Annotated in this window: 12 protein-coding genes; 5 read left to right on the forward strand and 7 right to left on the reverse strand. The window is 64.0% G+C overall.

Annotation, left to right across the window (positions count from 1 at the left end; genetic code table 11):
• The first annotated feature begins 199 nt into the window (after window positions 1-199).
• Window positions 200-697, forward strand: a complete 498-nt coding sequence (locus CXR25_RS14160; protein WP_009883907.1) for a gluconokinase — start codon at window positions 200-202, stop codon at window positions 695-697.
• Between the two features lie 93 nt (window positions 698-790).
• Complete coding sequence (locus CXR25_RS14165) at window positions 791-2,194, forward strand: GntP family permease (RefSeq protein WP_180959216.1); 1,404 nt, start codon at window positions 791-793, stop codon at window positions 2,192-2,194.
• Window positions 2,195-2,215: 21 nt separating this feature from the next.
• On the opposite strand, the gene CXR25_RS14170 is transcribed toward CXR25_RS14165, so the two are convergent.
• The 3 genes from CXR25_RS14170 to rsmA are packed head-to-tail and all read right to left on the reverse strand — an operon-like array spanning window position 2,216 to window position 4,817.
• Entirely contained in the window at window positions 2,216-2,962 is a 747-nt protein-coding gene (locus CXR25_RS14170; protein WP_069600669.1) for a FadR/GntR family transcriptional regulator, read from the reverse strand.
• Entirely contained in the window at window positions 2,962-3,912 is a 951-nt protein-coding gene (locus CXR25_RS14175) for a 4-(cytidine 5'-diphospho)-2-C-methyl-D-erythritol kinase (RefSeq protein ID WP_125178270.1), read from the reverse strand. Before CXR25_RS14175 ends, CXR25_RS14170 begins: the two co-directional genes overlap by 1 nt.
• Window positions 3,909-4,817, reverse strand: a complete 909-nt coding sequence (gene rsmA / locus CXR25_RS14180) for a 16S rRNA (adenine(1518)-N(6)/adenine(1519)-N(6))-dimethyltransferase RsmA (RefSeq protein ID WP_096145996.1) — start codon at window positions 4,815-4,817, stop codon at window positions 3,909-3,911. Before rsmA ends, CXR25_RS14175 begins: the two co-directional genes overlap by 4 nt.
• Window positions 4,818-5,022: 205 nt before the next feature.
• On the opposite strand from rsmA, the gene CXR25_RS14185 reads away from it, so the two are divergent.
• The 3 genes from CXR25_RS14185 (at window position 5,023) to CXR25_RS14195 (ending at window position 8,610) form a co-directional block, all read left to right on the forward strand.
• On the forward strand, window positions 5,023-6,276 hold the full coding sequence (locus CXR25_RS14185; protein WP_096145995.1) for a class I SAM-dependent methyltransferase: 1,254 nt from the start codon (window positions 5,023-5,025) through the stop codon (window positions 6,274-6,276).
• Between the two features lie 53 nt (window positions 6,277-6,329).
• The gene (locus CXR25_RS14190) at window positions 6,330-7,166 is read left to right on the forward strand and encodes a sulfurtransferase (protein WP_096157362.1); all 837 of its coding nucleotides are present in this window, start codon (window positions 6,330-6,332) and stop codon (window positions 7,164-7,166) included.
• Window positions 7,167-7,719: 553 nt separating this feature from the next.
• Window positions 7,720-8,610 (forward strand): C40 family peptidase, encoded by an 891-nt coding sequence (locus CXR25_RS14195; protein ID WP_125178271.1) that lies wholly within the window; start codon window positions 7,720-7,722, stop codon window positions 8,608-8,610.
• 81 nt (window positions 8,611-8,691) lie between these two features.
• Here CXR25_RS14195 and CXR25_RS14200 read toward each other — a convergent pair whose 3' ends face one another.
• From CXR25_RS14200 to CXR25_RS14215, 4 genes are all read right to left on the reverse strand, one after another.
• Window positions 8,692-10,299 (reverse strand): glycoside hydrolase family 3 N-terminal domain-containing protein, encoded by a 1,608-nt coding sequence (locus CXR25_RS14200; protein WP_096162353.1) that lies wholly within the window; start codon window positions 10,297-10,299, stop codon window positions 8,692-8,694.
• 111 nt (window positions 10,300-10,410) lie between these two features.
• A complete protein-coding gene (locus CXR25_RS14205; protein WP_125240909.1) occupies window positions 10,411-11,928 on the reverse strand; it encodes a mannitol dehydrogenase family protein in 1,518 nt (505 codons plus the stop codon).
• A gap of 82 nt (window positions 11,929-12,010) precedes the next feature.
• A complete protein-coding gene (locus CXR25_RS14210; protein WP_180959883.1) occupies window positions 12,011-12,949 on the reverse strand; it encodes a carbohydrate ABC transporter permease in 939 nt (312 codons plus the stop codon).
• The gene (locus CXR25_RS14215) at window positions 12,946-13,896 is read right to left on the reverse strand and encodes a carbohydrate ABC transporter permease (RefSeq protein WP_029417279.1); all 951 of its coding nucleotides are present in this window, start codon (window positions 13,894-13,896) and stop codon (window positions 12,946-12,948) included. Before CXR25_RS14215 ends, CXR25_RS14210 begins: the two co-directional genes overlap by 4 nt.
• Between the last annotated feature and the right edge of the window lie 96 nt (window positions 13,897-13,992).

Here is a 13,992-nt window from a genome sequence, read left to right on the forward strand (position 1 = left end):
CGTGGCTGCTGGTCATGGCTGCCAGCGTCGGTTGCCAGCAATAGCCGCCAGCAGTGGCTGCCAGTGACGGTGAAATGTCGCAGCTGCCAAGTTCTCGCAGCAGTTGACAGTTCCACATGTCTCATTTAGATTTCTATAAATCTGATTTAATGAGTGCAGTTTAGCAATGTCATCATATTTTTACGAGAGGCCGGTTGATATGGACCTTCCCCCGCTTGTCATCATGGGGGTGTCCGGCACGGGAAAGACCCTGATCGGCCGTCGCTTGGCTGCAGAGCTCGGAGCCGTCTTCGTCGACGCCGATGATCTCCACAGCCAGGACAACAAAGACAAGATGCGTTCCGGAGTCCCCCTCGACGATGAGGATCGTTGGCCGTGGCTGAAGTCGGTGGCGAGCGAGCTGATCGCGACTCCGCCGCCTGTCGTCGCCTGTTCCGCGCTGCGGCGCAGCTATCGGGACTATCTGCGAGCGCAGGCACCTGCCACCTTCTTCGTCCATCTCACCGGGGACCGCGAGATCATCGTCGAACATCTCGCGCGGCGTTCACACGAGTTCATGTCGCCGACGCTCGTCGACTCGCAGCTGGAGACTCTGGAACCACTCGCCGTCGAGGAAGCACATTTCCTCGCGCCCATCGACCTGTCCCCCGACGAGGTGAGTCGATACATCATCGAACGCCTCCCCCAGGGCAGCTGACCCGAGCCTCATGCCACCCGACCACCGCCCACTCCAATCTGACCGCCATCGGCTGCCACCTGAGCGCTGTCGAACCTCAAGGAAGAGGAAATTGTGACCGAGATCGAACTCAACTGGACGCTGTCAGCCCCGGCGCTGCTCGGCATCGCCGCAGCAGCCATCGCGGTGCTGCTCATCCTCATCATCCGTTTCAGACTTCACGCCTTCATCGCGCTTGTCGTGGTCAGCGTGCTCACCGCCCTGGCCGCAGGGATCAGCCCCGGCGATCTGGTGCCGGTCATGTACGACGGATTCGGATCCACATTGGCCAGCGTCGCACTCCTCGTGGGGCTCGGCGCCATGCTCGGCAGGATGCTTGAACTCTCCGGTGGGGCGCAGGTGCTCACGGACGCACTCATCAGAGCCTTCGGAGAGAAGCGTGCGCCATTGGCCTTGGGGCTGACCTCGCTGCTGTTCGGGTTCCCGATCTTCTTCGATGCCGGCCTGGTCGTCATGCTGCCGATCATCTTCACCGTGGCCAAGCGCCTCGGCGGCTCTCTGCTTCTCTACGCCATGCCCTCGGCAATCGCTTTCTCGGCCATGCACATCTTCGTCCCGCCGCACCCTGGTCCCGTGGCCGCATCCGGACTTCTGGGCGCGAATGTCGGACTCGTCCTCATCTGCGGTCTCATCATCGCCGTGCCGACCTGGTACCTGTGTGGGTATCTGTTCGGGCTCTTCATCGGCAAACGCGTCAATGTCCCCGTCCCGTCGCTCCTGGCCCATGACCCGGCCGAGGAGTTCGCCGACTTCAGGTCCTCACCCAAGCTCTCAACGGTCCTCGTCCTGCTTGCCCTGCCGCTCGTGCTCATCTTCCTCAACACCGGCCTGAACTTCGCCGGTGAGGCCGGCTGGGTCGACGCCGAATCCACTCTCATCACCTCGCTGCGGATGCTCGGGGAAACTCCGATCGCCCTGCTCATCACCGTGCTGGCGGCCATGTGGCTGCTGGGATGGCGCAAGAAGAAGGGCAGCAGCATGGTCGAGAACATCGTCGACTCGGCACTGGGCCCTGTCTGCTCGATCATCCTCATCACCGGAGCCGGCGGCATGTTCGGCGGTGTGCTGCGAGCCAGCGGGATCGGTGATTCCATCGCCGACTCCCTGGCGACTCTGGGACTACCAGTCATCGTGGCCGGATTCGTCATCGCAGCGATCGTGCGCATCGTCCAAGGCTCGGCCACGGTCGCGCTCACAACTGCTGCGGCTCTCATGCAGCCGGTCGTCGTCGGCAACCCGGACTTCTCGAGCCTGCAGGTCGTCGCCATCGTCCTGTCCCTGGCCGCAGGCTCCGTGGTGGCCAGCCATGTCAACGATTCAGGCTTCTGGCTGGTCTCCAGGTTCTTCGGCATGGACACGAAGACCACGCTGAAGACCTGGACCGTGGCTCAGACCATTCAGGGCCTCGTCGGCTTCGCCCTCAGCCTCGCCCTCTACGGAGTTGTCAGCGCGTTCTGATCAGTGCGTCTCACGTTCTGATCAGTACGTCTTCAGGCGGGGTTGGCCCTCCCAGGCGTCTTCCATCTCGGTGAATGCTCGATCCATCATTTTCGTCATCGCAGCATGAGCGCGCTCGGGGTCGCCGTTGCCGATGGCGTCGGCAACATCGAAGTGCCATTGCAGCGCATCCGGATGAGGGAATTTCGGCATCAGTCCGGCGTGCGTGCGACCTCGCAGGATCTCGGCGACGACTGTGTCGAAAGAGGCGAAGAGCTCATTGCCGCCGGCTCTCAGGACTGCACGGTGGTAGGCGATGTCGACCTCCAGCACCGCTTCGACATCGCCTTTGCTTCCGCTGGCGCGCATTCTGGCGGCCAACCGCATGATCTCCTCGGCCACATCGGCTGAGGCATGGATGGCCGCGAGGTATGCTGCCTGCGGTTCGATGGCGACTCGCAGCTCCGTCAGCGAGCGCAGCTGCAGTGCCGGGGTTGCCGCCATTCGCCACCGCACGATCAGTGGGTCGAGGATGGTCCATTCCTCCATGGACAGAATCACCAGACCCAGGCGACGAATCGGCTTGACCATCCCCAGGGATTCCAGGACCCGCACGACTTCGCGCACCACCGACAGTGAGACCTCGTAGCGCACGCGCAGCTCTTCGGCCCTGATGACCGTTCCCGGTGCCAGGTCACCGGTGACGATGTCCGTGCCCACCGAGTTGAGCAGGCTCTCGTGGAGGTTGCCGCCGGCAGCTCCCGTGCTCGGACCCTTCGCTCCAGCCATCAGTGCGATTCGATGACGTGGGCGCCGGGGGCGGGTCCCGTGGTTCGCAGCGCTTCCTTGACTCCTCGCGTGGCTTGGAGCAGGACGGCGAGGTCGAGGGCGTGGTGGGCGTCGCGGGCGAGGAAGCCGATCGTCGGACCGGAACCGCTGAGCAGGGGCAGGAGTGCACCGGCGTCGCGGCCGGCTTCCATCACCTCGGCGAGTTCGGGCATGGCCGATATTGCGGCATCGGTGAGGTCGTTCGCGGCGGCCGTGGCCAGGGTGTCCGGGTCACCGGCGGCGAGCGCCGTGAGCACCTCGGCGGGCACGACGGCAGGCTCGGGGTCGGGCGTGAGTTCGTCGAACCGTGCGTACATCGCCGGGGTCGACAGCTGCCCCGCCGAGGTGGCCATGACCCAGTGGAATGATCCGCGGGTGAGGACGGGGCTGAGCTTCTCCCCGCGTCCGTGACCGATCGCAGTTCCGCCGTGGAGGAGGAACGCGACATCGGCGCCGACGGCGACCGCGCACTCCTGAAGGATCGACTCTTCCACTCCCCCGATGAGGTGGGCCGCTCCGACCAGTGCCGCGGCTGCGTCGGCCGATCCGCCTCCCATGCCGCCGGCGACGGGCACCTGTTTGTCGATGACGATGTCGAGGTCACGCAGCACGTCGACGTCACGGTCATCTTCGAGGGCTGCGATGAGCAGGTTGATGGCTTTGCGAGCGAAGTTCGACTCGTCCTGAGGAACCTCGGCGTCTACGTACCGGCCGCCGACGACGATCGAGGAGCTGCCCCCGGGAATGAGGGTCAGGGTCTCGTTGAGGTTGAGTGCCTGGAAGACCGTCGCGAGTTCGTGATATCCGTCCGCGCCTGCTCCACCGACACCGAGGTGAACGTTGATCTTCCCCGGTGCCTGCACCTTCACCGGTGTCTGGGTTCTCGGGCACGAGTGCAGCTGTGCGCTCATGGCTGTGGACTTTCGTGTGTGTCCGGGCTTTCGTGAGCGTCCGGGCTGCCTGGTGCGGCCCCGGCTGCGGCGAGGCGCTCGAAATCGGCGACGCCGAGGGCCTCACCTCGTGTTTTGGGATCGATTCCGGCGGCGCGCAGGTACTCTTCAGCCTGCTGGGGGCTGCCGGCCCAAGTGGCCAGTGCCGCACGGAGAGTCTTGCGACGTTGGGCGAAGGCCGCGTCGACGACGCTGAATAGGCGACGGCGCTGCTGCAGGTCCCGCTGAGTGCGGGTCACGTCGATGTGGACGAGTCCGGAGTCGATGTTCGGGGCCGGCCAGAACACGTTCTTGCCGATGCGTCCGGCCAGAGTGACGTCGCCGTACCACTGGGCCTTGACGCTGGGCACACCGTAGGTGCGGGAGCCGGGGCCGGCGGCGAGTCGTTCGGCGACCTCGAGCTGGACCATGACGAGCACTGACTTCAGGCTCGGGAAGATCTCGAGGAAATGCAGCAGCACCGGGACCGCAACGTTGTAGGGCAGGTTCGCGACCAGTGCCTCGGGGGCGGTCGGCAGTTCGGTGACTCTGAGGGCATCGGCATTGACGAGCTCGAAGTTCGCGGCTCCCTCGGCAGCGTCGTCCGTGTGTCCGTACTTCTTCACCGTTGCGGGCAGTCGCTGCGCCAGGACCTCGTCGATTTCGACGGCGGTGACATCGTGCCCGGCCTCCAGCAGACCCAGGGTCAGCGACCCCAGACCGGGTCCGATCTCGACGACACTGCTGTGTCCCTGCAGCTTCGCGGACGCGACGATCGAGCGCACGGTATTGGGGTCGATGACGAAGTTCTGCCCCTTCTGCTTAGTCGGGCGCAGACCGATGTCGGCGGCGATTTCGCGAATGTCGCGTGCGGTCAATAACGTCACAGCCAACAACTTACCGCACTCATTCGCAGGCACAATCACCGAACACTCCTGTCGCCTATTCCTTATAGTCCTGCAACATCGCACGGCAGCTGCCTGAGCATGACAGGCACTCGACGAGGCAACACAGACACTCGACGTGCCATTGCAGTCACCCGACGAACCAGCGCAGTCAGAGCACCGACGCCAGGACGATAGGGTGAACGGTATGGATCCGCAGACTCTCACCGAACTCCTCGACGTCTCCGTCCTCGACCGGCTCGACCGGATCGAGGACCTGCCTGCGGATGAGCTTGCCCGCTCCTCGGCACTGCGCAAGGAAGGCTACTCCGCCGAGGTTACGGCCGGCCTGCTCACCCAGGCACAGCTGCGTAAGGACGCCGTGAAGAAACTCGGCCCATTCGCCGAGGACATGCTGTTCACCCGCGATGGGCTCGCCCAAGCCACACGACTGCCCGTCGCCGCTCACCATGCCCGCCGCCTCCTCGGCGAGGGCAAGGACACCGGCGGCGACGCCGACGACACCGGCGAATCGGCAGATTCAGCGCCCACGATCGCGGATCTGGGTTGTGGGATCGGCGCCGATTCCTTCGCCTTCGCTGGAATGGGCGCCCAGGTCACGGCCGTCGACGCGGACGAGGTTACGGCCGCCATCGCCAGCTTCAACCTCCGCCACCTGGCCAATGCCAGCGTCGAGCATGCCCGGGCCGAAGACATCGACACCACCGATTTCGACGCCCTGTGGTTCGACCCGGCCCGCCGCACGGTCGGGAAGGGATCCAAGAGCGGGTCCACCGCACGCATCTTCGACCCCGAGGACTTCTCCCCTTCTCTGTCCTGGGTCATCGACAAGGCGATCGCGGCGAAGGCTGCAGGGGTCAAACTCGGACCCGCACTCGACCACTCCCTCATCCCCGACGAAGCAGAGGCGCAGTGGGTCTCCCACGCAGGCGAGGTCGTCGAGGTCTGCCTCTATTTCGGAACCGCCCGGCAGCGCCCCGGCCGCAGCGCCCTCGTGATGGGTGACCGCACCCTTCTCGTCCACGAAGATGATCTGCCTGCCGAGGATGAGGAGGGTGTCGGCGAACTCGGCCAGTACCTCCTCGAACCCGACGGGGCGATCGTGCGCGCCGGACTCGTCACTGCACTGTGCGGACCGCTGCAGGCTCGCCGAGTCCACCCGAAGATCGCCTACCTGACCACCGATGTCGAACCCACAGGCCCTGCTTCGGCCGGGGTCACATCCTATGAGGTCACCGATGTGCTGCCGGCGAAGATTCCCAGCCTGCGCAAGGCCCTCATCAGCCGCGGCATCGGCAAGGTCGTGATCAAGAAGCGTGGAGCTGATATTGTTCCTGACCAGGTCAGGCGTCAGCTCAAGCTGCCGGCAGGAGACAAGGCGACACTGGTCTTCACCCGCCTCGGCGACCGCCATGTCGTCCTCCTGACTCAGCCCTGCTGAACCGTCCCAACCCTGCTGAATTCCCTTCACCCGACCCCACTAGGAGAATCCCCATGAACCGCTCCGACGTTCTCATCACCGCCGACGAACTTCTCGCTCGCCTCGCCGATGACGGATCCACACCCAGGCTGCTCGACGTGCGCTGGAGGCTGCAGAAGCCCGATGGTCGCGATGACTTCGCCGCCGGTCACATTCCCGGAGCCGTCTACGTCGACCTCGACACGGAACTCGCCGCACACTCCGAGACTGGCCCCACCGCAGGCCGGCACCCGCTGCCGTCTGCCGAGGCATTCCAGGAGCAGGTGCGGGCGTGGGGCATCGACCAGCTCACCGAGGTCGTCGTCTATGACGACAACTCCGGTCAGGGAGCCGCCCGTGCCTGGTGGCTGCTGCAATGGGCGGGGATGACGGCACGCGTCCTCGACGGAGGACTGAACGCCTTCGTCGCTGCCGGCGGCGAGCTGGCAACTGGTCCCAGCGAGCCCGTGCAGCCGAGCACTGTGACGATCACTCCAGACTCGATGCCCGTCATCGACGCCGACGCCGCGTCCGCGTGGACAGGTGTTCTGCTTGACGCTCGGGCCGGCGAACGCTTCCGCGGAGAGACCGAACCGCTCGACGCCAAGGCCGGCCACATTCCCGGGGCCAAGAGCGCGCCTGCCAGCGAGAACACTGCAGATGGCAAGTTCCTCGATGAGGAAGCCCTGCGCTCGCGCTTCTCATCCCTCGGCGCACTCGACCAGCCTGTGGGCGTCTACTGCGGCTCGGGCGTCAGCGCCTGCCACAATGCTCTGGTGCTGGCGAGCCTCGGCGTCGAGTCGAGCCTCTACCCGGCCAGCTGGTCCGGCTGGTCCTCCGACCCCGCCCGCCCGGTCGCAACCGGAGCCTGACAACCGCAGCAGCTGCAAGCAGCGTTCGCGATTAGCAGTTCATCACCAACGGTCGGCAAGTTCACCTCGATCTCAGCAGAAATTTCGAGGCGAACTTGCCGACCGTTCGTCGTTCGCAGTTCCTCCCGGGTACGTGCGAGATCCCTGGTCACGAAGCTGCTGACATGATCCGCAGGGCTAGCCGAAGACGCCGCGAATCACGTAGCAAAACTGTCATTTTTGACCTGCCTTTCATCTCGATTCGTTATATAAGCCCGTCGAGCATGACGAGAGATGAGTCATAGTACTGCGGGAAATCGACCCGAAAGAGCGCAACTGTTACAAAAACTTTGACCTTGAACAGGCTTCTGACCTGCACGTTTATAAACTGTCACAACAAATTCTCCACAAATGTAACGAAAACGTGACATTAGATCACTGATTGGTTACAGTTGTGAAGGTCGGTCACGAGAGTGCCGACTTCACACCGAGAACCGCACGCCACACTCGATGTGAAATCACTACGGACCACAGTGGCGGTTGGGATCCTTCCAATAGGTGACGAGAGGAAAACGTGGCAACTAAGAAGCATGGCCGCCGCGCCGCAGAAGCCAAGGTCAAGACACCACTGACCGAACTGACCGACATCCTGAACGCCAACTCCGCCGTCTTCGGACGCCGTGCAGCCGTTGTCGCTGCCAGCGGTGGACTGCTGACAGCAGCCGTTCTTCCGGCAGCAGGACAGGAAGCCGACGACAAGGCCTCAGTCTCCGCCGAAGCCGAGAACCACAAGCAGGTTGAGTTCAAGAACCAGACTGCGACAGTCGATGCCGGCGCAGAATCGTCATCCAAGGACGGAAAGAAGGGCGCATCATTCGGCGCCGATGTCGAGACCGTCACCGCTGAGGCCGCTCCCAAACCGAAGCCGAAGCCAGAGCCCAAGCCTGTTGAGACCGTCGAAGAAGAGGCTCCGGCCCCTGAACCGGACACAGAGCCGGTTGCCGACGACTCCGACGATGATGCGAACACCAGCTCCTCGGATTCCGGTGACAAGGACAAGAGCGAGGGCGGCGACAAGGGCGAGAGCAAGGACTCCGGGTCCGGCGATGCCGGTTCGATCGACGGCTCGAAGGCCGAGCAGGTCATGGGCTGGGCTGCCAAGGGCGTCGGCACTCCATATGTTTACGGTGGAACTTCGCAGAGCGGCTGGGACTGCTCCGGTTACACCTCGTGGGTCTACAGCAAGGTCGGCGTGAACCTGCCTCGCAGCTCGGGCGCTCAGAAGGCCGCTGGCAAGGTCGTCTCCCAGTCGGAGGCCAAGCCCGGTGACCTCATCTGGCACCCAGGCCACGTCGGCATCTACGCCGGTGACGGACAGATGTACGATGCCGGTTCACCAGGTTCAGGCACCTCGAAGCGCAGCTACAGCTGGATGGGCAACGTCACCTTCATCCGCGTTCTCTGATCTAGTTCACACAGAAACTCCCCGCCTGACTCGACGGTCCTCGAGCCAGACGGGGAGTTTTTGCATGCCCTCTGCTACCTGTCAGCTGCAGTCAGGCGCCGCGTCGCTGCCCTCGTATTCGACGGGCAGTGAGCCCGAGGCGCTGAGATCGCCCTTCAGCCATTTCGCCACGGCCTGCAGAGCATTGGGGTTGCTGTCATAGGCGGTGACCGCAGATTTTGCCGAGGTATTGCGCATCGTCCACGGAGCAGCGGTGCCCACCGCCACCTCGGCGGAGGTGCTCGGGCTCAGACTCACGCTCGTACCACCTGAGCCGACCTTGAGTCCCGCATCCTTCGCCGCCTTCGTCAGCGCGGTCTTCTCCTTCTCGCCACCGCCGACGATCGAGATCGAGTCGGTGCCTTCGAACGAGCATTCGCCCTTCAGCACCGTCAGCGATTTCTCGGCTACCTCGGTGAGCACCTTCTGCGGGTCCTCGGAGTCGTCGCCGTCGATCGCCTTCTGCGTCTCGGCCGTGGCCAGCTGCATCGCGACCACGCGTTCGGCCTTCTCCTTCAGCTCATCCTTCTTCAGCTCACCGTCGCCCAAAGCTGTGACCACGGCCTGCTGGGCGGCGGCGGAATCGGGCGGCATCAGTGCCAAGTCGGCACCGGCGGACAGTGCCTTGACGGTCTCTTTGCCGCTCTGGTTCTGGTCGACGGCCTTCATGTTGAGGGCGTCGGTGATGATGACTCCGTCGAAGTCGAGCGTGTCACGCAGTGCCTGGTAGGCCTTCTTGTTCAGTGTCGCAGGAGTCGTCTTCGCGTCCGGCAGGCCGATGTGTCCCATCATCACCATCGGGATGCCGGCTTCGACGGCTGATTTGAACGGCAGCAGATCCGTGTCCTCGAGTTCCTTGATGCTCTTCTTCGACACCGGAAGGCTCTCGTGCGAATCGACGTGCAGACGACCGTGTCCGGGGAAGTGCTTCGCTGAACTGGCAACACCGCCGAGGTGGTACCCGGTCGCGGCGTCAGCGACGACCTCGGCGACCTCCTTGTGATCATCACCGGCCGAGCGCACGTTGATGGCCACGTCCTTGGCTCCGGTGGTGACATCGGCATCGGGGGCGAAATCGATCGTGAAGCCCAGGTCGGTGAGATTCTGGCCCTGCACCTTCGTCGCGGTCTGTGTCAGCTCCGGATCCCCGGCGGCCGAGAGTGCCATGAGCGGAGGGAACGGCAGTGCCCCGGTGCTCAGCCGCGAGACCGGGCCGCCCTCCTGATCGACGCCGATCGACACGGGCTGCCCCTTCGAGCGGGCCCCGTTGATCGCCTCGGTGACGCCCTTGACCTGGTCAGGCGTCGGATTCTCGGGCAGATTGTCGGCCATGACGATGACCCCGCCGAGGTTGTTGTTCTCAAGCAGATTGACACCGGTCTGCGTGTCGGTGCCCGACCAGGTGCCGATGATGAGGGACCCAGCGAGTTCATCGTCGGAGAACGAGTCAACGATCTTCTTGGCCTCGTCCGCGAAGTCCTCGGGGCTGATATCGGCTGGATCGGCGGCCTGGGCAGATTCAGCCTTCTGCGCCGATTGCGGCGCACCTGCTCCCCCGGTCTTCTCCGATTGAGGGTCTGACGTTCCGCCGGAGCAGCCGGTCAGAACGAGCACAGCGGTGGCAGCGATGATGGAAAGTCTGGGTCGCATAGCCCCATGCTAATCGCCGAAGCTGAACCAGCGGACGAGAACGCGGCATCTCAGCCGCAGGTGCAGCTCCCGGTCACAGTGCAGCCATCGGTTCAGAGAGCAGTCATCGGTTCACAGTGCCTCGTGGGCTGCGAGTCGTCGCACGGTCTCTCTTGCGCCGCGTTCGTGCAGGGACTTCAGCGCTGCGAGGTAGTGCCTCGTGAAGCGGGAGTCCGTGGCCACAGTTCCGAAGAACTGCTCCTGCCTCACGAAGGCCAAGGGATCGGTCGCGTGTGAGCTCGCGACCTGCTGCAGCTCCGTGGCATAACGGTCGACGATGGCGAAAGGAGCCCCCTGCTCATCGCTGCCTTCGGCATACCTGGCCCAGGATGCGCAGATCGCGGCCGAGACCTCCACCGGTGCACCCGAGACAAGGTTGTCACCGATGACGGGAACGAGCCATTTGGGGATCCGGTCAGAAGATTCGGCGCCGAGGCGGGCCAGTGTGTCGCGAATCTCAGGATTGCTGAATCGCTCGATGAGTGAGTCCTTGTAGGCGTCGAGATCGATTCCGGGCAGCGGCTCAAGGCTGGGTGTGCCCTCCTCATCCATGTACCTGCGCAGGTAGACGGCGATATCGGGGTTCTCCATCGCTTCGTGGGCGTAGGTGTAGCCGGCCAGGAGTCCGAAGTAGGCCAGCCCCTGATGCCCGGAGTTGAGCAGGCGCAGCTTCATATGTTCGTAGGGTCGGACATCGTCAACAACCTGGACGCCTGCCAGTTCGTATGGAGGTCTGCCCGAGGTGAAGCTGTCCTCGAGCACCCATTGGAAGAAAGGTTCAGCGACCACGGGCCAGGCGTCGAGCAGCCCGACCGATTCTCTCACCTCGGCCCGGTCCTCGTCGGTGGTGGCAGGGGTGATGCGGTCGACCATCGCGTTCGGAAACGCCACGTGGGTGTCGATCCAGTCAGCGAGTTCGGGGTCGACGAGGCGGGCGAAGGCACCGAACATCTTCTTCGCCACGTGACCGTTCTCCGAGATGTTGTCACATGACTGCACTGTGAAGGGGTCCACGCCGTCGTCTCGGCGGCGGCGCAGGGCCTCGATCACGTACCCGAAGACCGTGCTCGGCAGTCTCCCCGCTTTCAGTGCTGCCACGTCTGCGACGATCATCGCGTCCTCGGAGACGAACTCCCCGGTCACCGGGTTGACGTTGTACCCGCCCTCGGTGACGGTGAGTGAGACGATGCGGATCGTCTCCTCGCAGAGGAGGTCGATGAGTCCCTGCGGATCATCGGGTCCGTAGCGGTAGTCGATGATGGATCCGATGACACGTCGTTCGCGGGTTCCGTCGGGATGTTTCAGCGTCAGTGAGTAGAGGTGGTCCTGCCCGGCCAGCGCGTCACGCATGTGCACATCGTGGGGCAGGACGCCGGCGCCCACGATTCCCCAGTCTGCGGCTCTGCCCGCGTTCATGAGGTCATCGACGACCATGGCCATGTGCGCCCGGTGGAAGCCACCGACGCCGAAGTGCACGATGCCGGGAGTCACTGCGTTCCGGTCGTAGTCGGGGACGGTGACTCCGCGTGCCGCAATCCGGTCAAGGTTCGATCCGAGCAGAGGCAGAGTCTGCGCGTCCGTGGAATTCATCATCGTCTTTCCCCTGCTGGTCGGTGAGGTCGGGTGAGCCGGCCCAGAGCTCGGTCAATCTGATTGGGCATTCGGTTGAGCCTCATTTCACCGCACCCATCGACAGGCCCTGGACGAGTTTGTCCTGGGCTGCGATGCCGGCGACAAGCACCGGCACTGAGATGATCAGCGAAGCAGCGCACACCTGGGACAGGAACAGACCCTGGGAGGTGACGAAGCTGGTGAGGAATACAGGTGCCGTCGAGGCTGCGGTCGAGGTCAGGACGTTGGCGAAGAGCAATTCGTTCCACGAGAAGATGAAGCAGATCAGAGCCGTGGCCGCCAGGCCGGGTGCGGTCAGGGGCAGCAGAATCTGCATGAAGACACGGGGAAGCCGGGCACCGTCGAGCTCAGCGGCCTCGAGCACCTCAATGGGCACCTCGGCGAGGAATGATCGCATCATCCACACGGCGATGGGCATGTTCATCGCCGAGTAGATGATGATGAGCAGCAGCCAGGTGTCGAGGATCCCGAACGCCTGTGCGACCAGATAGATGGGCAGCAGCCCCGCAACCATCGGCAGCATCTTGGTCGAGAGCAGGAAGAACAGCACGTCTGACCAGCGTTGGATCCGACGGATGGCCAGGGAGTACGCGGCCATGGTCGACAGGACCAGGACGATGAGGGTCGAGACGATTGCGGCGACCGCCGAGTTGATGAGGGCGGGCCAGGGACTGACACCGCTGCCTCCGCCGAAGAAGTTGGAATAGGACTCCAAAGTCAACGGGGCGAAGAAGCTGGGCGGATTCGTCGACGCATCGGTTTCGGCGTGCAGACTCGTCAGCAGCATCCACAGCAGCGGGGACACGAAGAGGAGCCCGACGAGCCAGGCCAGAAGACCCAGGAGGATCTTCCCGATCCTGCGCTGCCCCGGACGCCGCGGTGCGCTCGCCTTCTGCCGGGATGGCTCGGCCCCTGGGTGTTCTGTGGCCCCCAATTGGCCGGTGGTGCCCGATGGACCCGTGATATCTGGGGTGCTCATGAGTTCTCCTCCTTGAGCAGGGTGGACGCGGTTCGCAGTGCGAAGGTCGCGATGACGAGCGAGGCGATGACGACGATGACGCCGACTGCGGAGGCGACTCCGTAGTCCTGGGCCACGAAGAACTCCTGGTAGATGACATACGGCAGGTTCGCGGTTCCGAGTCCGCCGGAGGTCATCGTGAAGACGGTGTCGAAGTTCTGGACGATGTAGATCGTGCCGAGCAGTGCCGCAAGTTCGATGTAACGGCGCAGGTGCGGCAGCGTGATGAACCGGAATGTCTGCCCGGGTCCTGCACCGTCGACCAAGGCCGCCTCGTAGACGTCCATAGGCCGCGACTGCAGACCCGCCAGCATGATGAGCATCATGAACGGGGTCCACTGCCAGACGAGCACGATTCCGATGCCCAGCAGCGGAGAGGTGCTCATCAGGTCCGGTTGGGGCGCGTTCTCACCGAAGACGGTGGTCAGGAGACCGTTGACCAGCCCGTAGGACGGGTTGAAGATCGCATGCTTGAACAGCAGCGCCGCGGCCACGGGCACGATCAGGAACGGGGTGATCATCAGCGTGCGCACGAATCCGCGCCCGATGAATTTGCGATCGAGGAGGAGCGCGATGGCCAGCCCCAGCACGGCCGAGACCAGCACCACCGAGACCGTGAGCCCGACGGTGACGAACACTGCACGCAGCAGGTCCGCATTCGTGAAGACCGTGATGTAGTTGCGCAGGGTCCCGAAGCTGATGTCATCGGGATAGGCCGCGTTCCACTTCATGAACGAGATGACGATGGTGATCGCGAACGGAATCTGCGTGACGAGGATGACGAAGATCAGTGCCGGCAGCATCGGGGCTCGCCGCGACCACCGCTCACGAGCACTCGAGGATGCGGGTCTGGGCGATGTGGGCGCGGGTGCCGCCTGAGTTCGGCGATCTTGCGCAGGAGCTGACATGGACAACCTCCGGTGATGGACGCAGCGTGCGGCAGTGGGGCAGCAGTGGACTGCGGTGGGAGTGCGGGTGCTGGGGCGCCGACGCGAAAGCCTGCG

Source organism: Brevibacterium aurantiacum (assembly GCF_003932995.1).
GTDB classification, from domain to species: domain Bacteria; phylum Actinomycetota; class Actinomycetes; order Actinomycetales; family Brevibacteriaceae; genus Brevibacterium; species Brevibacterium aurantiacum.